24 protein-coding genes are annotated in these 19,810 nt (G+C 61.3%); 14 read left to right on the top strand and 10 right to left on the bottom strand.

Annotation, left to right across the window (positions count from 1 at the left end; genetic code table 11):
* Nucleotides 1–84: 84 nt before the first annotated feature.
* On the top strand, nt 85–2,388 hold the full coding sequence (locus PH603_RS01990) for an NADP-dependent malic enzyme (RefSeq protein ID WP_289504246.1): 2,304 nt from the start codon (nt 85–87) through the stop codon (nt 2,386–2,388).
* Between the two features lie 13 nt (nt 2,389–2,401).
* Here the strand turns inward: PH603_RS01990 and PH603_RS01985 are convergent, their stop codons facing one another.
* The gene (locus PH603_RS01985; RefSeq protein WP_289504245.1) at nt 2,402–3,790 is read right to left on the bottom strand and encodes a sigma-54-dependent transcriptional regulator; all 1,389 of its coding nucleotides are present in this window, start codon (nt 3,788–3,790) and stop codon (nt 2,402–2,404) included.
* Between the two features lie 170 nt (nt 3,791–3,960).
* Between PH603_RS01985 and PH603_RS01980 the strand changes: the two genes are divergently transcribed.
* The 7 genes from PH603_RS01980 (at nt 3,961) to PH603_RS01950 (ending at nt 8,164) form a co-directional block, all read left to right on the top strand.
* Entirely contained in the window at nt 3,961–4,344 is a 384-nt protein-coding gene (locus PH603_RS01980) for a PilZ domain-containing protein (RefSeq protein WP_289504244.1), read from the top strand.
* 86 nt (nt 4,345–4,430) lie between these two features.
* Nucleotides 4,431–4,769 carry a PilZ domain-containing protein gene (locus PH603_RS01975; protein WP_289504243.1) on the top strand — a complete coding sequence of 113 codons (339 nt, stop codon included), beginning with the start codon at nt 4,431–4,433 and terminating at the stop codon, nt 4,767–4,769.
* 11 nt (nt 4,770–4,780) lie between these two features.
* Nucleotides 4,781–5,122, top strand: a complete 342-nt coding sequence (locus tag PH603_RS01970; RefSeq protein WP_289504242.1) for a DUF1491 family protein — start codon at nt 4,781–4,783, stop codon at nt 5,120–5,122.
* A 99-nt stretch (nt 5,123–5,221) separates the two neighbouring features.
* Nucleotides 5,222–5,740: a peptide deformylase gene (gene def / locus PH603_RS01965; protein ID WP_289504241.1), complete on the top strand. Its 519-nt coding sequence runs from the start codon at nt 5,222–5,224 to the stop codon at nt 5,738–5,740.
* Nucleotides 5,741–5,750: 10 nt separating this feature from the next.
* A complete protein-coding gene (gene fmt, locus PH603_RS01960; RefSeq protein ID WP_289504240.1) occupies nt 5,751–6,674 on the top strand; it encodes a methionyl-tRNA formyltransferase in 924 nt (307 codons plus the stop codon).
* A 5-nt stretch (nt 6,675–6,679) separates the two neighbouring features.
* Nucleotides 6,680–7,426, top strand: coding sequence for a tRNA pseudouridine(38-40) synthase TruA (gene truA / locus PH603_RS01955; RefSeq protein ID WP_289504239.1), 747 nt, complete (start codon nt 6,680–6,682; stop codon nt 7,424–7,426).
* A 78-nt stretch (nt 7,427–7,504) separates the two neighbouring features.
* Nucleotides 7,505–8,164 carry a glycine zipper 2TM domain-containing protein gene (locus PH603_RS01950; protein ID WP_289504238.1) on the top strand — a complete coding sequence of 220 codons (660 nt, stop codon included), beginning with the start codon at nt 7,505–7,507 and terminating at the stop codon, nt 8,162–8,164.
* Nucleotides 8,165–8,191: 27 nt separating this feature from the next.
* Here the strand turns inward: PH603_RS01950 and ptsN are convergent, their stop codons facing one another.
* The 7 genes from ptsN to PH603_RS01915 all read right to left on the bottom strand — a co-directional run bounded on the left by ptsN (nt 8,192) and on the right by PH603_RS01915 (nt 14,041).
* Nucleotides 8,192–8,653, bottom strand: coding sequence for a PTS IIA-like nitrogen regulatory protein PtsN (gene ptsN, locus PH603_RS01945; RefSeq protein WP_289504237.1), 462 nt, complete (start codon nt 8,651–8,653; stop codon nt 8,192–8,194).
* Nucleotides 8,654–8,741: 88 nt separating this feature from the next.
* Nucleotides 8,742–9,326 carry a ribosome hibernation-promoting factor, HPF/YfiA family gene (hpf, locus tag PH603_RS01940; protein ID WP_289504236.1) on the bottom strand — a complete coding sequence of 195 codons (585 nt, stop codon included), beginning with the start codon at nt 9,324–9,326 and terminating at the stop codon, nt 8,742–8,744.
* A 292-nt stretch (nt 9,327–9,618) separates the two neighbouring features.
* Nucleotides 9,619–11,226 carry an RNA polymerase factor sigma-54 gene (gene rpoN / locus PH603_RS01935; RefSeq protein WP_289504235.1) on the bottom strand — a complete coding sequence of 536 codons (1,608 nt, stop codon included), beginning with the start codon at nt 11,224–11,226 and terminating at the stop codon, nt 9,619–9,621.
* A gap of 11 nt (nt 11,227–11,237) precedes the next feature.
* Nucleotides 11,238–12,014 carry an LPS export ABC transporter ATP-binding protein gene (gene lptB / locus PH603_RS01930; protein ID WP_289504234.1) on the bottom strand — a complete coding sequence of 259 codons (777 nt, stop codon included), beginning with the start codon at nt 12,012–12,014 and terminating at the stop codon, nt 11,238–11,240.
* Nucleotides 12,015–12,188: 174 nt separating this feature from the next.
* Entirely contained in the window at nt 12,189–12,713 is a 525-nt protein-coding gene (locus PH603_RS01925; protein WP_289504233.1) for an LptA/OstA family protein, read from the bottom strand.
* Nucleotides 12,710–13,411 carry a hypothetical protein gene (locus tag PH603_RS01920; RefSeq protein WP_289504232.1) on the bottom strand — a complete coding sequence of 234 codons (702 nt, stop codon included), beginning with the start codon at nt 13,409–13,411 and terminating at the stop codon, nt 12,710–12,712. The genes PH603_RS01925 and PH603_RS01920 overlap by 4 nt, the downstream gene beginning before the upstream one ends.
* 15 nt (nt 13,412–13,426) lie before the next feature.
* Complete coding sequence (locus PH603_RS01915; protein ID WP_289504231.1) at nt 13,427–14,041, bottom strand: ribonuclease D; 615 nt, start codon at nt 14,039–14,041, stop codon at nt 13,427–13,429.
* Between the two features lie 164 nt (nt 14,042–14,205).
* Here PH603_RS01915 and PH603_RS01910 point away from each other — a divergent pair, with 164 nt between their 5' ends.
* Together PH603_RS01910 and PH603_RS01905 are read left to right on the top strand one after the other, a co-directional pair.
* Nucleotides 14,206–14,682 carry a MarR family winged helix-turn-helix transcriptional regulator gene (locus PH603_RS01910; protein WP_289504230.1) on the top strand — a complete coding sequence of 159 codons (477 nt, stop codon included), beginning with the start codon at nt 14,206–14,208 and terminating at the stop codon, nt 14,680–14,682.
* A 144-nt stretch (nt 14,683–14,826) separates the two neighbouring features.
* Entirely contained in the window at nt 14,827–15,864 is a 1,038-nt protein-coding gene (locus PH603_RS01905; protein ID WP_289504229.1) for an alpha/beta hydrolase, read from the top strand.
* Nucleotides 15,865–15,925: 61 nt separating this feature from the next.
* On the opposite strand, the gene PH603_RS01900 is transcribed toward PH603_RS01905, so the two are convergent.
* Together PH603_RS01900 and PH603_RS01895 are read right to left on the bottom strand one after the other, a co-directional pair.
* Entirely contained in the window at nt 15,926–17,266 is a 1,341-nt protein-coding gene (locus PH603_RS01900) for an ATP-binding protein (RefSeq protein WP_289504228.1), read from the bottom strand.
* Nucleotides 17,263–18,003, bottom strand: coding sequence for a response regulator (locus PH603_RS01895; protein WP_289504227.1), 741 nt, complete (start codon nt 18,001–18,003; stop codon nt 17,263–17,265). The genes PH603_RS01900 and PH603_RS01895 overlap by 4 nt, the downstream gene beginning before the upstream one ends.
* Nucleotides 18,004–18,202: 199 nt before the next feature.
* Between PH603_RS01895 and PH603_RS01890 the strand changes: the two genes are divergently transcribed.
* The 4 genes from PH603_RS01890 to mnhG are packed head-to-tail and all read left to right on the top strand — an operon-like array spanning nt 18,203 to nt 19,809.
* Entirely contained in the window at nt 18,203–18,685 is a 483-nt protein-coding gene (locus PH603_RS01890) for a Rap1a/Tai family immunity protein (protein ID WP_289504226.1), read from the top strand.
* A 41-nt stretch (nt 18,686–18,726) separates the two neighbouring features.
* Nucleotides 18,727–19,197, top strand: coding sequence for a Na+/H+ antiporter subunit E (locus PH603_RS01885; protein ID WP_289504225.1), 471 nt, complete (start codon nt 18,727–18,729; stop codon nt 19,195–19,197).
* A gap of 1 nt (nt 19,198) precedes the next feature.
* Entirely contained in the window at nt 19,199–19,486 is a 288-nt protein-coding gene (locus PH603_RS01880; protein ID WP_289504224.1) for an MrpF/PhaF family protein, read from the top strand.
* On the top strand, nt 19,483–19,809 hold the full coding sequence (mnhG, locus tag PH603_RS01875) for a monovalent cation/H(+) antiporter subunit G (RefSeq protein WP_289504223.1): 327 nt from the start codon (nt 19,483–19,485) through the stop codon (nt 19,807–19,809). The genes PH603_RS01880 and mnhG overlap by 4 nt, the downstream gene beginning before the upstream one ends.
* Nucleotide 19,810: the final 1 nt, after the last annotated feature.

The following is a 19,810-nucleotide window of genomic DNA, read 5'->3' as shown; positions in this document are numbered from 1 at the left end:
ATGCCCCATGAAAGCCCCAGCATCCTGTTTCGCTTTCTAGAGCATTCCGGCCGCACCCGCCATAAACAAGTACAGGCTGTCGCGATGACAAACAAACCCACCAAGTTTACCGAAGCTGAAGCCCTGCGTTTCCATGCCGCCGGTCGTCCCGGCAAGCTGGAGATCACGCCGACGAAACCTGTCGCCACCCAGCGCGACCTTTCGCTGGCTTACAGCCCCGGCGTTGCCGTGCCCGTCCTGAAGATCGCGGAAGACCCGGATACGGCCTATGATTACACCACCAAGGGCAACCTTGTGGCCGTCATCTCGAACGGTACGGCAATCCTTGGCCTTGGTAACCTCGGCGCCCAGGCATCGAAGCCGGTGATGGAAGGCAAGGCCGTCCTCTTCAAGCGGTTCGCCGATGTGGACAGTATCGACCTTGAAGTTGATACCGAGGATATCGACGAGTTCGTGAACTGCGTGAAGCTTCTCGGCCCTTCGTTCGGCGGTATCAACCTTGAAGATATCGGCGCGCCGTCCTGCTTCATCATCGAGCAGCGCCTGCGCGAGCTGATGGATATTCCGGTTTTCCACGATGACCAGCATGGCACCGCGATCATCTCGGCTGCCGGTCTTGTGAATGCGCTGCATCTGACCGGTCGGTCGCTGAAGGACACTAAGATGGTGGCCATCGGCGCTGGTGCCGCCTGCATCGCCTGCGTCGAACTCATCAAGGCGATGGGTATGCCGCATGAGAATGTCATCATGGTGGACCGCACCGGGGTGATCTATACCGGCCGCGAAGAAGGCATGAACCAGTGGAAATCGGCCCATGCGGTGAGTACCGATGCCCGCACGCTGGAAGAAGCCATGGTCGGCGCCGATGTTGTCCTCGGCCTTGCCGCCAAGGGCGCGGTGACGAAGGAAATGATCGCCTCGATGAATGCGCGGCCGATCGTCTTCGCCATGTCGAACCCCGATCCCGAAATCACGCCTGAAGAAGTGCTTGAAGTGCGCACGGATGCGATCATCGCAACCGGCCGTTCGGACTATCCGAACCAGGTGAACAACGTCCTCGGCTTCCCCTATATCTTCCGGGGGGCGCTGGATGTGCGTGCGCGGACCATCAACGAGGAAATGAAGATCGCGGCGGCGAAAGCTATTGCCGAGCTCGCCCGCGAGGAAGTGCCGGATGAAGTGGCAGCTGCCTATGGTGGCGCGCGCCCGCACTTCGGCCCCGATTATATCATCCCAGCGCCTTTCGACCCGCGCCTTATCAAGGCCGTGCCGATGGCGGTGGCCAAGGCCGCGATGGACACGGGGGTTGCCCGGAAGCCGATCGAGGACCTCGAGGCCTACGGGCAGGAGCTTTCGGCCCGTCTTGACCCGACGGCGTCGACCCTGTCGCTGATCCTTGAGGACCTGCAGCGCCGCCCGAAAAAGCGCGTGGTGTTTGCCGAGGCCGAGGAAGACAAGGTTCTGCGTGCGGCGATCAGCTTCAAGAACAACGGCTACGGCATTCCGGTGCTGGTGGGCTATGAAGCGCCGATCCGCGAGAAGCTTCGCGAGATGGGCGTCGAAGATGACGGCATCGAAATCGTCAATGCCGCCAACAGCCCCAACAAGGACGCCTATATCGACCTTCTCTACAAGCGGCTCAACCGCCGCGGCTTCCTGTTGCGTGATATCCAGCGCTATGTGAACCGCGACCGGAACGTCTTCTCCGCCTGCATGGTGGCGACAGGCGACGCCGATGCGATGGTCACGGGCCTGACGCGGCAATATTGGCGCGGCCTCAAGAATATCAAGCGCGTGATCGATCCGCTGCCCGGCAAGCTTGCCTTCGGCCTGTCGGTGATGGTCACCAAGTCGCGGACGGTTTTCATTGCCGACAGCACGGTCAATGACCGTCCGACCGGCGAGCAGCTGGCGACGATTGCCGAAATGAGCGCCGATTTCGTGCGCCGCATGGGGCATGAACCGCGCGTGGCCTTCCTGTCCTTCTCGAACTTCGGCAATCCGCCCTCGGACAAGACGGAAAGCGTGCGCGAAGCCGTGCATATCCTCGATGAGCGCGACGTGAATTTCGAATATGACGGCGAAATGCAGGCCGATGTGGCCCTGAACAAGGACCTGATGTCGCTCTATCCCTTCATGCGGCTGACGGCGCCTGCCAACATCCTGATCATGCCGGCCCTGCATTCGGCCAACATCAGCTACAAGCTTCTGGCGGAAATCGGCGGCGGCAAGGTGGTTGGTCCGATGCTTCTGGGCCTGTCGAAATCGGTGCAGATCGCGCGCATGACCTCGACAACGTCCGATCTTGTGAATATGGCTGCCCTTGCTGCAAGTGCCGCCCATATGCTCGAGGCCGACGAAGCAGCCGAAGAAGACAGCGGCGAGTAAGGAGCGGGGCGCCTCAGCCCCACTCTTTCATCTTGCGATACAGCGTTGACGGATTGACGCCGAGCGCCTTGGCAGCCGGCGTCACCTTTCCCTTGAAAGCAGCGAGGGCTGCTTCGATGGCGCGGCGCTCGCTTTCGGCAAGTGGCACGATGTCCTCGGCCTTGACCACCGGCTGCGGCGCGGGCGTCACCGGTGCTGCCGCGGCACTTGAGGGTTTTGCGGGCGCCCGGCTGCGGCCGATCAGGCCATCAAGCATTGCGGCCGTCAATTCCCGCCCGTCATTCAGCACCACAGCCGACTGGATCACGTTCCCGAGTTCCCGCACGTTGCCGGGCCAAGTGTGCGCCATCAGCAGCGCTTCTGCATCTGCAGAGAAGCCCGTGAAGGCCTTGCTTTCCTCCGCTGCGAAACGTTTCAGCATGGACTGCGCGATGGCGATCACATCGGTCGCGCGGTCCTTCAGGGGGGGCATGTGAATCGGGATCACATGCAGGCGGTAGAACAGGTCTTCCCGGAACCGTCCGGCTTCCACTTCCTCCCACGGGTTGCGGTTGGTGGCGCACACGAAGCGCACATTCACCGAGCGGGTCTCGGCGGAGCCGAGCGGACGGACCTCGCCCGACTGCAGGAACCGCAACAGCTTCGCCTGGATATCGAGCGGGATTTCGCAAAGCTCATCAAGGAACAGGGTGCCACCATCGGCACGCACTGCCGCCCCCACATGGTCGGCCATCGCGCCAGTGAAGGCGCCGCGCTTGTGGCCGAAAATCTCGCTTTCCATCAGGGTCGATGGTATCGCCGCGCAATTGATGGCGACAAAAGGCTTCTCGGCGCGCGGGCTCAGGGCATGGATCGCTTCGGCGGTCAGTTCCTTGCCTGTACCGGAATCGCCCATCACAAACACACTGGCGCGGCTAGGGGCTGCGTCGCGGATCATGCCGTAAACTGCCTTCATGGCGGGGCTGGTGCCGATGAATTTCTCGAACCCGCCCGTGGGCTTCACTCGCATGCTGTCGACAAGCCCGGCCAGCCGGTGGATTTCAAGCGCGTTCCGCGTGGTGGTCACGAGCCGTTCGGCAGTGAAGGGCTTCAGGAGAAAATCGGTGGCGCCAGCGCGCATCGCGTCCACAGCGGTGGTGACAGAGCCATGCGCCGTGATGACGATCACCTTGGGCGGCACCGGCTTGGCGGCCAGCACTTTCAGGATTTCCTGCCCGTCCATGTCAGGGAGCTTAAGATCCAGCAGCACAACAGCGGGCAGGGATTTTTCGATGGCCTGCAGTGCTTCCGCTCCCGTCGAGGCGCCGACCATATTGGCATCCAGTTCCTTCAGATAGGCCTGATAGGTCAGGTTCAGCGTCGGGCTGTCCTCGACAATCAGGATGCGCGGCCGGCTTGGCATGGCGGGAACGGTCCTCCTTTCCACCGTGTCGGGCGGTGGCCCTCTCTTCAAAAGTCGTAGCCCGTCCCGGAAATCTGCACAAGCCGCATGAAGCCGGTCGCCAAACGTTAAAAATTCGTTATACTTGGTTCACACGGGGGAATCGGCCGGAAAACCGGCCAAATGCGGGCATGAGAACGATGGGTCAAGGGGTTGATCCGGGCGCCAGTGAGGGCTCGGCAGATTTCGATAATCGACGTCAATGGACGCGCCGGACGATATTGTGGCCGGCAAGCATCAGGCTTGGTGGCCAGGTTAGATATTGCCACCTGCGCAACCTGTCGCTCGGTGGCGTGCGGGCACGTGCCGGCGCTGACGTGGCGCTCGCCGAAGGCACTGAAATCACTGTTGATATTCCTTCTCGCGGCACTTTCACCGCGACGGTCGCCTGGCAAGGCGGGCCGGACCTTGGCCTTTCCTTCAGGGATGCTCCAACACGCGTGTTCGAACAGCTGGCAGATATCGCCGAAGCCTTGGGGCTCGGTCGCGGGGAGCCGGCGGGCAGCACGGCCTGAACCGATTATCGCAACTTTTATCATTCAGATTCGCTTAACCTTTGGGGCATACTCTCAGGCGAGTGCGATGATTGGGGAGCTATGCCGTGCCGGCAGAAACCGTGAAGCCTGAAAGCCAGACGAAGCGCCGCAATTTCAGCCGCCGCCATGTCCTGTGGCCGGCGAAGCTTGAGGTTGGCAAGCATGTCTTTTCCTGCCAGATCTGGAACGTATCGCTTGGCGGTGCGCGCCTCCGCATTGATGTTCCCCTGAAAGAGGGCAGCGAAGTCGTACTCGATATTCCTTCGCGCGGGCGTATCCCCTCGGTCGTATCCTGGTCGAACGAACAGGGCCTTGGCCTTTCCTTCCAGGTTGGCCCCGACCGCGTGCGCGAGATGTTCCATTCGGGTGTTGCCGTCCTCGGCCTCGATAATCCGCCTGATTAAGCGCTCTTCCCGTGCAATCCTACCGTCTGCCAAGCGCCCTGCATGCCGCCGCCATCGTGCGCACGGCCTTCAGCAGCGACCGCCCGGCCTATATCGCCCACAAGGGGGACGCTGAACGCGGCGGGCTTCTCCTCAAGGTGAACCGCTTTGCAAAAGGCGTGTGGCTGCTTGAACGCGCTGTCGATTTCGACGGAAACGCCGTCTGGCGGCCGCTCGGCGCCGATGACCAGAACGAGGCTTCGGCAGACGAGCGCATCGCCAAACGCCGCCAGATGGACAGTGATCTCTGGATTGTCGAAATTGAAGACAGGGCCGCAACCTTCGAGCCCGACGCGCCGGTGGAACGGCTCTGAAACGCGCAGCCGCCTTGACCTTTGGCCTCCCTGCGCCTAGGTAAGGCCCAATGACTGGCGCCGTACCGGCCGCCGCACCCGAACGAACAGGCGATCCGAATGGCCAAACTGAACATCATCCATGTGCCGGACCCGGTCCTCCGCACAATTTCCGACCCGGTCGAGGAAGTGAACGACGCCGTTCGCCGTACGCTCGATGATATGGTGGAAACCATGTATGCCGCGCCCGGCATCGGCCTTGCCGCCATTCAGGTCGGCATCCCGCGCCGCATGCTGGTGATCGACACCGAAGGCGACGAGGCGAACCCCAAGCCGAAATTCCTGATCAATCCGGAAGTCGTGTGGGAATCGGACGATTACAGCGTCTATAACGAAGGCTGCCTCAGCGTGCCCGAGCATTATGCCGAGGTGGAACGCCCGGCGACCGTTCGCATCCGCTATGTCGATTATCACGGCAAGCAGGTGGAAGAAGAGATGGACGGCCTTCTGGCGACCTGCGCCCAGCACGAGATCGATCACCTGAACGGCGTTGTCTTCATCGACCATCTGTCGAAGCTGAAGCGCAACATGATCGTGAAGAAACTGCTGAAGGCGTCCAAGGACGTCGAAATCCTCTAAGGGAAGCCCGATGCGCCTTGCTTTCATGGGGACACCTGCCTTCGCGGTGCCGACGCTCAAGGCGCTGATCGCCGCCGGCCACGAAATCGCAGCGGTCTATAGCCAGCCGCCGGCACCGGCCGGGCGCGGCCAGTCCGTCCGCCCGAGCCCTGTGCATCAGGCAGCCCTTGATGCGGGCCTCAGGGTCTTCACCCCCAAAAGCTTCAAGGACGCTGACGTGCAAGCCGAGTTTGCGGCCCTCGACCTTGATGCCTGTGTGGTCGTTGCCTACGGCCAGATCCTGCCGCAGGCGGTGCTTGATGCGCCGCGCCTTGGCTGCCTCAATGTCCATGCCTCCCTCCTGCCGCGCTGGCGCGGTGCCGCACCCATCCACCGGGCCCTGATGGCAGGCGACACGGAAACCGGCGTCTGCATCATGCAGATGGAAGCCGGGCTCGATACCGGCCCTGTGCTGATGCGCGAAGCGGTGACTATCGGCGCGGACGACACCACAGCCAGTCTTCATGACCGGCTTGCCTTGCTGGGCGCAGCGCTGATCAACCCCGCGCTTGAAGGATTGTCGTCTGGAACGATTATACCTGAAACCCAGCCGGAAGAAGGTGTTACCTACGCCCGCAAGATCGACAAGGCGGAAGCACGGATCGACTGGGCAAAGCCGGCCTCGGAAGTCGACCGGCTGGTGCGCGGGCTTAATCCTTTCCCGGGCGCCTGGACCGAAATTGGAGGTGAGCGGCTGAAGATTCTCGGCGGTCATCTGGAGGCGAAGTCCGGCGAGCCCGGCACCTTCCTTGATGACACGCTCCTTGTTGCGTGCGGCGAAGGCGCCTACCGGATCGACCGCGCCCAGCGCGCCGGCAAGGCGCCGATGGACCGCGAGACCCTTCTGCGCGGCTTCAGCGTGCCGACCGGCACCAAAGTCAGTCCGGACGAGTAATCATCTTGGCGCGCTTCAAGCTCACCATCGAATATGACGGCCGCCCCTATGTGGGCTGGCAGCGGCAGGACAACGGCCCCACCGTGCAGGCCGTGCTTGAGGATGCCTTTGCCGAATTTGCCCACGGTGAGGAGATCACTGTTTTCGGATCGGGTCGCACCGATGCGGGCGTTCATGCCAAGGGGCAGGTTGCCCATGTCGATCTCGCCCGACCGATGACATCGGATGCCCTGCAAGCCGCGCTCAATCACTTCCTGAAGGTTCGCGAAACCGGGATCAGTATCCTGAAGATCGAGGAAGTGGACGCGGAGTTCAACGCCCGCTTCTCGGCCAAGGGCCGGCATTATCTCTACCGGATCATCAACCGGCGCGGGCCTTTGTCGTTTGACCGGGGGCTGGCGTGGCATGTCATTCGCCCGCTTGACGCCGAAGCGATGAACGAGGCCGGCCAGCGCCTTATTGGCACCCACGATTTCACCACCTTCCGCCATGTGGAATGCCAGGCGAAAAGCCCGGTCAAAACGCTCGATTACCTGCGGATCGAACGGCACGGCGAAGAAATCCACATGCTGGCGGGCGCACGGTCCTTCCTGCATCACCAGATCCGGTCGATGATCGGCACGCTCGAGCTTGTCGGCTGCGGCAAATGGACGGCGGATGATGTGACAGCGGCCCTCGAGGCCCGCGACCGCGCAGCGCTTGGCCTCAACGCGCCGCCTGACGGGCTTTATTTCCTGCGTGTGGACTATTGATCGGCTGATTTTTGCCGCGATCCCGCCCCAATTGACATGATATTCTGTTTCCCGAGGTTATTTGAGGAGGCAGTAATCATGACGCTTCAATCCGGTTTGGCCCGTTCGCTTGCCCTTTCGGCCGCTTTTGTGCTGGCAGCGCCCACAGCGCCCGCCGTCTTTGCCGACCCGCCTGCACATGCGGCGTCGCACGGCAAGAAAGACAAGGGCCACAAGGACAAGAGCCACAAGGGCGAACACAAGAATTTCAAAGGTGGACCGCCGCCCTGGGCACCAGCGCACGGATACCGGCGCGGTGAATACAAGGACTGGGGCTATGCGGCCCCGATCTTCGAGCCGCGCGATGGTCGCTGCGATTATAAAGCCATGGGCCAGATTCTTGGCGGCGCTGTTGGCGCCACGGTCGGTGCCAAGGTTTCCGACAAGGATAGCCGCCTCGCTGCCATCCTTGCCGGCACGGTCATCGGTGTGATTGTGGGCGGCGAGATCGGCAAAACGGTCGACAAGGCCGGTCGCGGTTGTATCGACCATTCGCTCGAATATGCAGGCGACGGCGTCACCGTGCGCTGGTCGGACGGGCGCAACGATTTTGCCATGCGTCCGGTCGAGACCCTGTGGCGGGGCGAGCAATATTGCCGCCGCTTCACGTTCGACGGTCCTTCCGGCTATTCGCTTTCGGGCAATAACCTCGCCTGCCGCCGTAGTGACGGCAGCTGGGTGATTGAAGGCAGGATCTGACGCTGGAAAGAAGGACGCCGCCTGGGGTCAGGCGGCGTTCGTGGCCGGTTGGCTCAGCATTGCAAACAGGGCCGGGGCCTTGTGCGTGGCGCGCAGTTTTTCACACATACGGTCATCGCGCAGCAGGCGCGATACCTTGGCAAGCGCCTTCAGATGGTCGGCGCCGGCTTCTTCAGGTACCAGCAGCATGAAAATCAGGTCGACCGGCTGGTCGTCTACCGAATCGAACGGAATGGGTTCGGCAAGCTGGGCGAAAAGGCCGACGATGCGATCAAGGCCCTTCATCCGCGCGTGCGGGATGGCCACACCATGCCCCACACCGGTGGAGCCAAGGCGTTCGCGTTCCATCAGCCCGTCAAAGGCGTCGCGGCAATCCACGCCCACTTGCTCCGCCATATGGCGGGAAAGGGCCTGAAGCGCCTGTTTCTTGCTCGATGCCCGGAAGCCCGCGAGGACATTATCCGGGTTTAGAAGATCTTCGATCTCCATAAGGCTACCTCTCGACCGGACCCCGATAGGGGGTCCGGGGATCAATGGGTTCATTATCGATCAGTCAGGGGTGCCTGTGCAAGACACTTTAGTCTCGCGCGCCCGGACTGATCCAGCCGATGTTGCCATCGCCGCGGCGATACACAACGTCGAGCGTGTCGCTCTTCGTGTTTCTGAACATGAAGGCGTTCGAATCCGACAAGTCCATCAGCATCACGGCATCGCTCACTGTAACCCGCGGAATTTCCACATTGGCTTCTGCGATGATCACAGGATGATGATCAGCACCGTTCACAGCTTCGCCCTCTTCATCTGCGTGCGGGGCGAGCACGGTGCTCCTGACTGGCTCGAACATCATTTCTTCGTGGCCTGTCATAGCGTGGTGGTTCTTAAGGCGACGTTTATAACGACGCAACTGTTTTTCGATCTTGTCGGCTGCGAGCTCGAATGCGGCGTAGGGATCGTCCGTCTCGGCGCGGGCCTGCATATTGATACCCTGATTGGCGTGCAACGAAATGTCGGCGCGGGTGAGATGCCCTTCTTTGTGGAATGTTGCCGATGCATCGATCGACCGGGTGAAATATTTCTCAGTAATGGCTTGAAGCCTGTCCGTCACGTGGGTTGTCAGAGCTTCGCCCACATTCATTTTCCGTCCGGTTACATTGATATCCATAGGAGCCAATCATCCTTTCTACACGGCCGGTGAGGCCGCTTGTCGTCGGTCACGGGACCGAGAAGACCGGCAGAGGCGGTCTTCCGCCCGCTTTCTCCTTACTTCTGGGGCCATATAGGCCCAACCAGACAGCCGTTGCAGCTGTCCCTTCAAGCCTACCAAGAAGTTTGGCTGCATGTCGCCTGTCTCTTTAAACGTGTGGCAAGTGGCTGAAAAATCAAGGGTATGGGAAGGCCCTGATGAAGGATTTATGACATCGGGCGGTGCGACTCAGCAAAATCGACGGATTTTGTCAGATCGACTTCAGGCGGCGACGCTGGACAGAGGACGGAATCTTCATCGCCTCGCGGTATTTGGCAACCGTACGGCGGGCAATATCCACGCCTTCGCGCTTCATGATGTCGACGATCGTGTCGTCGGAGAGGATTTTCTTCGGGTCCTCGGCGTCGATCAGTTCCTTGATCCGGAATTTCACCGATTCTGCCGAATGGCTGTCGCCGCCGGCTGTCGCCGAAATCGACGAGGTGAAGAAATATTTGAGCTCAAACAGGCCGCGCGGGCAGGCAAGGAATTTGTTGCTGGTAACGCGCGAGACCGTGCTTTCATGCATGTCGATCTCGTCGGCAATGTCCTTCAATGTCAGCGGCTTCAGGTAGCGTACGCCATATTCGAAAAACATATCCTGCTTTTTCACAAGCGCGGTTGCCACCTTCAGGATGGTGCGGGCGCGCTGGTCGAGCGCCTTGACGAGCCAGTTGGCGTTCGACACGCATTCTGAAATGAAGGCCTTGGCTTCCTTTTCGCCCGATGCGGTTTCGCTCAGCTCGGCCACATAGCTGGAATTGACGAGCACACGGGGCAGGGTATCGCTGTTCAGCTCCACCACCCATTCGCCGGTTTTGGCCTTGGAAACGAAAATATCCGGCACCACGGCCTGCACATCTTCGTGTCCGAAGGCAAAACCGGGCTTGGGGTTCAGCGCGCGGATTTCCTGGATCATGTCGGTCAGGTCTTCCTGATCGACCCCGCAGATGCGCTTGAGCGCGGCCAGATCACCGCGCGCCAGCAGGTCCAGATGCGCCACCAGCGCCTGCATGCAGGGGTCGAAACGATCAAGATCCTTCAGTTGCAGCGCCAGGCATTCACCAAGCGTCCGGGCAAAAACGCCGACGGGCTCGAACGTCTGCAGGATGCCAAGCACCCGGTCCACGTCTTCCTCGGCGCAGTCCAGCCGTTCGGCGGCGTCGGTCACCTCGGCGGCATCGATATAGCCGGCCTCATTGACGAGATCGATCAGGTGGGCAGCCAGCATCCGGTCGGCGGGTGCATGCACCGCCACCAGCATCTGGTGGGTCAGAAAGTCGTGGAGGGATTCACCGGCCTCAAGCGTCTGGTCAAGGCCCCGGTCATCGCCGACCCCGCCCGCGCCGCGCACTGCACCGGCGCCGTCATAGGAAAGGCCGGAAGGCGCGTCGCTCGCCGCCGAAACCCGGTCGCTAACCGCGTCGCCGTTGAAAACATTGTCGCCGTAATCGGCATCGAGCGCGGAATCAGAGCCCGCCGTATTGTCGATCCCGGTTTCCAGCCCGCGGTCGGTAGCAATCAGGCCGCCTTCCTGCGCGTCGCCGTAATCATCGCGCCCGTCGCGGAAGGTATCGTCGCTAAAGTCGCGCAGGCCCTCGTCGCTCGCGGTGCCGCCGCCTTCGCCGGTTTCCATCTCGCCCGGCACGTCGCCGCCCGGCTCGCCGATCTCGAGGATCGGGTTGCGCTCCACCTCCTGCTCGACAAACTCGCCAAGCTCGAGGTTCGACAGCTGCAACAGCTTGATCGCCTGCTGCAGCTGGGGTGTCATCACCAGCTGCTGGCTTTGCCTTAGATCGAGCCGTGGGGTGAGGGCCATTGCGTCCGCTCCTAGAGGCTGAAGCCTTCGCCGAGATAGACACGGCGGACGTCAGGATCCTTGAGCACGGCTTCGGCGTCCCCTTCGAAGAGGACATGGCCGTCATAGATGATGTAGGCGCGGTCGATGATATCGAGCGTTTCGCGGACATTGTGGTCGGTGATCAGCACGCCGATGCCGCGATCCTTCAGATGCACGGTCAGGTGCCGGATGTCGGCAATGGCGATGGGGTCAATGCCGGCGAAGGGTTCGTCGAGAAGGACGAAGCTTGGCCGGGCAGCCAGCGCCCGCGCGATCTCGCAGCGGCGGCGTTCCCCGCCCGACAGGGCAAGGGCCGGTGTCTCGCGCAGGTGCGTGATCGAAAATTCGGAGAGCAGCTCGTCCAGCATCGCTTCGCGGACAGCCTTGTCGCTTTCCGACACTTCAAGCACGGCGCGGATATTGTCGGCCACCGTCATGCCCCGGAAGATCGAGGTTTCTTGCGGCAGGTAGCCGATCCCGAGCCGCGCACGGCGATACATAGGGAGGCGCGTGATATCGACCCCGTCAAGGAGGATCGCGCCATGATCCGGCGCAATCAGCCCGGTGATTGAATAGAAACAGGTGGTCTTGCCGGCGCCGTTCGGGCCGAGAAGCCCGACAACCTCGCCGCGCCTCAGGCTCAGCGATACGTCCTTCAGGATCGTCCGGCTGCCATAGGCCTTGCCAATGGCGCGCACCTCAAGCCCGGCCTGGCTATTTGCCGTGCCGTTTGCGCCTTTGCCTGCGGGCTTGGTCTCGGTCGTCATCGTGTTCGTATCCCTCGCGGCTCGCGACTTGTGGGCGGTTGCCGCCCTCATGGTGGGGCCTTCCGGTTAAGGAATGGCTAATTGGCTCAATTTGTGCATGTAGCCTGCCCCGAAGGCCATGTTAAGCACGTTCGGGGCGGGAGTTCCAGAGGAAAGCGGGAAGGGGCGGCAGCCTTAGCTTTCGGGCTGTTTCTCGGGCAGGCTGAAGCGCCCGCGCACCCGGCCGTCATCGGCGGCTGCGCCGTCGAGGCGGGTCAGGCCACTGACCAGGTCAAGCTCCAGCCGTTCGCCGGCAAGGCGGCTCGACCCGCGGGTCAGCACCACATTGCCGCCCATCGTCACGAGCCGTTTTTCCACGTCATAGATCGCCCAGTCGCCGGTCACGGCTTCGCTGTCGGACGAAAGCGATACCTTGCCGGAGGAATCCAGGCGGCTGATCGAGGGCGAGCCACCGGCGATATCACCGGCATAATAAACGACAAGGCTGTCGGCGGTCAGCGTCATGCCGCCTTGAACGACCCGGACGGCACCCTTGAATTCGGCGCGGCCATCGCGCTGGCGCACTTCCAGCCGTTCCGCCGTGATGTCGATCGGCTGTTCGGTATCGTGGCCCTTGAGGGCAGGTTCGGCAGCTGCGGCGCCTGCGGCACTCGCAAGCGGCAGAAGGGCAGCAATCAGGGCGTGGCGGATTCGCATCATTTCTTGGCGCTCTCGTTCGTTCGGGCGGTGCGCTTCGGCACGATATGGAAGCTGACGCCACCATCGAAAATCGCCGTCTTGTCGTCAACCAGCAATTCAAAGCGTTCGGCATCCAGCGTGCCGAGCGGCGACTTGCCCTGGATATCCCCCTGGCCGGTGGCGCGGCGTTCGCGCAGGTCCACCTCGGCGCCGGCCATCTTCAGGTCATAGTCGGCGCCGACGCGCACAGTAACCCCGCCGATCAGCGAAAGCGTGCCGTCTTTCAGCCGGTAGATGCCGGTGCGGGCGGTGACAACCGCCGGGGTGAAGGGCTCGATATCCATTTCGGCGCGGATGTCGGACAGGCGCACGCGGGGCGCTGTCGGATCTTCCTGCACGCCGGATGCCGCATGGACATTGAAAAGCCGGTTCACCTTGTCGGTGCCCGTATAATTCAGGTTGGTCATGCGGACGGTGCCGTCACCTTCGCTCACCTCTTCCTTCGAAAGGGTGAAGCTCACTTCCTGGCTGTTGATGAAAGGCCAGAATAGCGTCAAGCCACCCAGCACCAGCGCAATGGCAGGCAGGACAATCCGCATGAAGCCGATGAAACGGTCCCAGCCGGCGCCGTCCACCTTGCGGCCCTTTTTCGGCAACAGCGCGGCCCGGCCCACGGCGTGGGCGGTCTCGGGGGTGCTGAAATGGTCGCTGCCGGTCATCGGAAGGGTGGGTCCTCAGGCGTGGGAGAAGATATCCATCGGCTCGAACCCCATGAGGTCAAGCCGGGCGCGTACGGGCAGGAAGTCGAAGGCAGCCTGTGCTACCTCGGTGCGGCCCTCACGGGCAAGCATCATATCAAGCTTCTCTTTCATCCGGTGCAGGTAAAGCACATCGGACGCTGCATAGGCGGCCTGCGCATCGGTCAGCGTATCGGCGCCCCAATCGCTCGATTGCTGGGCCTTGTCCATATCCACACCCAGAAGCTCACGGGCGAGCTCCTTCAGGCCGTGGCGGTCGGTATAGGTACGCACTAGTTTCGAGGCGATCTTGGTGCAGTAAACCGGGGCTGTTTCCACATCCAGATACTGGCTCATCACCGCGATATCGAAACGGCCGAAATGGAAGATCTTGAGGACGGCAGGATCCGCCAGCAGCTTCTTCAGGTTCGGGGCGCTATAGTCCTTGCCATCGAATTTCACGAGATGCGCGTTGCCGTCGCCCGAGGACAGCTGCACCACGCAGAGCCTGTCGCGTGCCGGGATAAGACCCATCGTCTCGCTGTCGATCGCGACAGACGATCCGAAGTCGATGCCATCGGGCAGGTCGTTCTGGTGGATATGGATGGTCATGGATGCACCCCGTAACGGCAGAAGTCTGAATATAGAAGCTTTCTGGCATAAAGGGGGCAGCCAAGCGAGCGGAAACTGGCGGTGAAGGCGGCACTTGATCCTTCGTACCAGGAAATTTAAAAATATCGCTTGATATTATATCGTACACGATATATATGTGATTCATGAAACAGAAACACGACATATCAAACAAGCCCGCAGCGGGTACCAGAGAAGGCCTCAGGCTCGAAAACCAGCTTTGTTTCTCGGTTTATTCCACGATGCTGGCTTTCAACAAGGCTTACCGGGGGCTGTTGCAGCAACTGGACCTTACCTATCCCCAATATCTGGTGATGATGGTTTTGTGGGAAAAGGATGGGGTGATCGTTTCTGACATTTGTGATGCGCTCGCCCTTGAAACGGCGACCGTGACGCCGCTCCTGAAGCGGCTGGAGACCCGCGGGCTTCTGGATCGCCGTCGCTCGAGCGAAGACGAACGACAAGTGATTGTCAGCCTCACGGCTGAAGGCCGGGCCATGATGGACACAGCTCTGGAAGTGCCTGTCTGCATGGCCCGGAAAGTCAACCTCTCCGACCCCGATATGGCAGCGCTGCGCAAGCAGCTTGGCCAGGTAAGGGCAAATCTCACCGCAAACGCCTGAAGAAAGGCACGGTCCGCCCAAGGGGTACCGGAGAGCAAGAACTGTATCTAATTATATCGTGCGCGATATAATCGTTATCGATACTAAACGGCATCAAGCCAAAACGCCGAAGGACGCATCCTTCATCACGACAGGAGAAAGACCATGATCAAGACCTTCAAGAAAACCACCCGGGCGCTTGCTGCAGCCACCGTTTCAGCTGCCCTTCTCGCGGGCCCCGTCCTGGCAGCGGGCAGCCCCGGTGTTGAAAAGACAACGCAGGCGTTTCTCGATGCCCTCGCTGCAAGTGGCGGCCAGCCGCTTGAGACCCTGAGCCCGGCCGATGCCCGTCAGATTCTGGTTGGTGCACAGGCAGGCGCAAATGTGAAGCTTCCGGCCGCTGATGTCAGCGCCAAAACAGTTCGCCTGAACGGCGAGGATGTGACCGTGCATATTGTGAAGCCGGTGAATGCGCGCGGCAAATTGCCTGTGTTCATGTTCTTCCACGGTGGCGGCTGGATCCTCGGCGACTTCCCGACGCATGAACGCCTTGTCCGCGATCTCGTTGTTGCTTCGGGTGCCGCAGCCGTGTTTGTCGATTATACGCCGTCCCCCGAGGCGCACTATCCGGTTGCCATCAATCAGGCCTATGCGGCGACCAAATGGGTTTCTGAAAATGGCGACAAGATCGGTGTGGATGGCAAACGGCTTGCCCTCGCTGGCAATAGTGTCGGCGGCAACATGGCGGCGGTCGTAGCACTCAAGGCAAAAATCGAACAAGGCCCGGCGATCCGCGCGCAGTTGCTTCTGTGGCCGGTCACCGACGCCAGCTTCGAGAACGCTTCCTACAACCAGTTTGGCAACGGGCACTTCCTCACCAAAGGCATGATGCAATGGTTCTGGGACGCCTATACGGTGAACCCCGCCGAGCGGAATGAAATCCTTGCATCGCCGCTGCGCGCCTCGGTCAATGAACTTGCTGGCCTGCCCCCGGCCCTCGTCCAGACCGCCGAAATGGATGTGCTGCGGGATGAAGGCGAAGCCTATGCCCGCAAGCTCAACGAAGCCGGCGTGCCGGTCATCGCGACCCGCTACAATGGCATGATCCACGACTATGGCCTTCTCAACGTGCTCGCCGACGTACCGGCAGTAAAAGCAGCGATGCGTCAGGGTGGCGATTTCCTGAAGGAAAGCCTGAAGTAAGTAAACGGCTTCGGCCGACAAGGCAGAAGGCAGGATCCTTCGGGGTCCTGCCTTCTTCTTTTTACCGCGGCAGGCGGATATCGACCCGGAGCCCGCCTTCGGCGCGGTTGGAGATATGAAGGTCGCCGCCGTGGGCATGCGCGATATTCAGGGCGATCGGCAGGCCAAGCCCGATGCCCCCCGTGTTGCGGTTGCGCGACTGCTCGACCCGGTAATAGGGCTGCACGATCTTCTCGACCTCCCCTTCGGGCACGCCGGGACCATTGTCTTCCACCCGGATGACCAGCCAGTCGGCATCGGCGATCAGCGAGACATGGGCGCTGCCCCCGTATTTCACCGCATTGGCAATGACATTGCCGAGCGCGCGGCGGAGCGCACTTGGCCGGCATTTGCCGCTGATATCCGCGCCCAGAAGCGAAAGGCTGACCGGCTGGCCTTCGTCTTCAAGGTCATCACAAAGGCTTTCCACAAGCGCCGTGATATCGGTCTTGCGCATCGGCTCCGACGGGCTGGCGCCCCGCGCATAATCAAGGGCGGCTTGCACCATCGCGCTCATATCGTCGATCACCCGCATCAGGCCGCGCCGATTGTCGTCCTGGCCAACAAGTTCCGCCCGAAGTCGCAGCCGGGTGATGGCAGACCGAAGATCGTGCGAGATGGCAGCGATCATCTCGGTCTGGCCATGCACCAGCCTGCGAATGCGTGTTTGCATCCGGTTGAAGGCGCGGGCGGCCTGCACCACCTCGCGTGTGCCGGTTTCGGCGATCGACGGGGCATCGATATTCAGCCCCATTTCATCCGCCGCACTTGTGAACCGGTCGAGCGGCGTGATGATCCGGATGATCAGGTACCAGGCGATCACCAGAAAGATGAGGCCCAAAAGGGCGATGAAGCCGATCACCCGGTCGTTAAACAAGGGGGGCGCCTCGGGCAGGGCGGCGTGGAACACCGACTGGCTGCCATCCTGGAAACGGATGGTGACAAGCACGTCGAAACCACCACCGTTTGGGCCCGGCAGCAGACGAAGCTCTTCCATGCTGCGGACGCAGACATCAGCGTCAAGGCCGGGCACGGTGGAGAAATAGCTGGAAAGTTCGGCGTGCATCCGCTCGGCGAACGCATTTTCACGGCAGGCATCGTTGGCGGGCTCGATATCCGTCAGCGACAGGAACTGGGTTTGCGCCGCGGCCAGAATGCGGGCGCGGTCCACCTCCGGCAAACTTTGTGTCAGGTCGACAATACCGGCGATCCGCGCCGCCAGATCGGACGCTTCGGTCAGGATCACCGTTTCTGTCCGGTCGCTTTCATAAAGAAGCAGGCTGACAACATGCGACACAAGAAATGCGGCTGTCACAATCACCAGCGCCTGTGCCTTCAGCGTTGTCGGAGCCCAGGATTTCATCCGAGTTCAAGGGATTTGGTGAAAACATAGCCCGCACCCCAGGCCGTCTTGATGATTTCGGGATGCCGGGCGCTATCCCTGAGCTTGCGGCGCAGGCGGCTGACATGGGTGTCGATGCTGCGATCGAAGGGCGTGCTGTGGCGGCCCTTTGTCAGGTCCAGAAGCCGCTCGCGCGACAGCGGGATTTGCGGGTGCTGCACGAACACCAGAAGCAGGTCGGTTTCGCTTTGTGACAAGGGGATAACGGTATCGTCGGGGTCCACCAGCTCCATGCGGGTCGGGTGGAACTGCCAGCCCGCGAACCGGATCACGCCGGGCGAACGGGGCGACAGAAACTGCACCTGCTTGGCGCGGCGCATCACCGCCTTGATGCGGGCAAGCAACTCGCGCTTGGCGAAAGGCTTGACGATATAATCGTCAGCGCCGAGCTCAAGGCCCACCACGCGGTCAATCTCGTCATCCTTGGCGGTCACCATGATGATCGGCGGCATGGCCGGATCGGCGCGCAGCTGGCGGCAAAGCTCGAACCCGTCGCGGCCGGACAGCATGACATCAAGGAGGATCAGATCAACCCGCACGGCGGCAAGCTGCGCGAACATCTCCTCGCCCCCCTCGGCGGCGATCGGGTTATATCCTTCGCCGGACAGAAGCTGGATCAGTAGCTCGCGGATTTCCCGGTCGTCATCCACAACCAATATGGTCAAACCCGGGGACGTATCGACCTTCAAGTTCGGCATGACTCCCATTTCGTGTCAGTGCGGCGGGGATGCGGTACGCGCATCGGTGAGCATTCTTGCCACCCTTGTGTCTGCGGCACAAAGCAAAATCCCGACCCGTACATTCCTGACACACTTTTTTACAAATCCGGCAAACATTTACATATCACAATTGCCAGATTGTGAGGGAGACAACGACACACGGAAAAGGTGGCTTTCGATGAAAAAGGTCCGGGACGGGCTGCGAAAATCAACTTGGATACTGGGTGCGGTTTCCCTGGCCCTGTTTGTTGCGGTGCCCACCCGCGCAACAGGTGTGGACAATGGCGATGATCTGGCAGAGGCCTGCCGCGACTATCGTCAGGGTCCGTCCACCCCGGAGGCCTTGACATGCGCTGCTTATATCCAGGGGTTCCTTGGCGGGGCTCTGGCGACGGACAGTGTGGTCGAGGCTTCCGTACGGGCCCTCTATGAAAATCGCTCCGACTTCATGAAGCGCGCGGTCAGCAGCCGGGCACCGGGCCCGACGGGCCAGCTGCATTCCAATGTCCATGCGCATTACTGCTTGCCGGCGAATGAATCGCTCGGATCGGTGATCGATGGCTTCAACGCCTTTGCAGCCGGCGGGGACATGCCGGGCAGCGTGCATGCGCACGATTATCTCTACGGCGCGCTCATGCAGCTTTACCCCTGCAAGGGGTAAGCGCCCCTCGGGCGGCTTTTCAGTAATCAGACGGGAATCAGATGAAGCATCTTCTTGTCCTCCTGGTGGCGCTTGGCGCCATCTGGCTTTTGTGGTCGGGCATATATACGCCGCTCCTCCTGGCGTTCGGGCTCGTCTCGTGCCTGATTGTGGCGCTTCTGGCCTGGCGGATGAATCTCGTCGACCGGGAATCGGTGCCCCTGCACCTGCATCTGAAAGTGATCCCCTATTGGGGGTGGCTTGTGAAGGAAATGCTGGTGTCGAGCCTTGCCGTCACCCGGCTGATCCTCACGCCCGGTGTGAAGCTGGTGCCTGAAGTGGTGCGACTGAAAACCGCGAAGATGGAGGATGTGACCCGCGTCACCCTTGCCAACAGCATCACGCTGACCCCCGGCACCGTCACCCTTGATGTGAGCGACGACGAAATCCTCGTGCACTGCCTGACGGCTGATGGGGCGAAGGACCTGCTGGCCGGGGGCATGGCCGCCCGTGTTGTCGCGCTGGAGAATTGACATGCTGCACGCTGCTGCCATCGCAATTTTTGTGACCATGGCGCTGGCGCTGGCCCGCGCGCTCCTCGGCCCCTCGATCTTTGACCGGATATTGGCCGCCAACATGTTTGGCACCAAGGTGGTGCTTCTGCTGGCGGTGCTTGCCTTCTTTCAGGACAGGCCGGATTTCCTCGATCTCGCGCTTGCCTATGCGCTCATCAACTTCATCGGCGTTCTCGCGGTTCTCGAATTTTTCCAGAGCCGCCTGCGCCGTCAGGCACGGCCGCCGGCCGGGGAGGGTGGCCAGTGACTGAGCTCCTGTCGGTCGTCAGCACCCTCCTTGTCGTTTCGGGTGGTCTTTTCGTCCTTGTCGGCGGGATCGGGCTCCTGCGCTTCCCCGATCTTTTCACGCGCATGCATGCGGCAAGCGTGACAGATGCGATGGGTCCCCTCCTCATCCTCGGCGGCCTGATGCTCGAGGCAGGCTGGAGCCTTGCGACGGCCAAGCTCCTGATCATTCTTGTCTTCTTCCTGTTCACGACCCCGACGGCCACCTATGCCCTTGCCAATGCCGCGACACTCGCGGGCGCAGCTAAAAAGTCGTCTGGCACACCAGAAGAAAAGGACTCCTGAC

The sequence above is a fragment of the Gimibacter soli genome (assembly GCF_028463845.1).
Classification (GTDB): Bacteria; Pseudomonadota; Alphaproteobacteria; order Sphingomonadales; family Kordiimonadaceae; genus Gimibacter; species Gimibacter soli.
The sequence above is the reverse complement of the archived record's forward strand: the minus strand, read 5'-3'. Positions and strand labels throughout refer to the sequence as shown.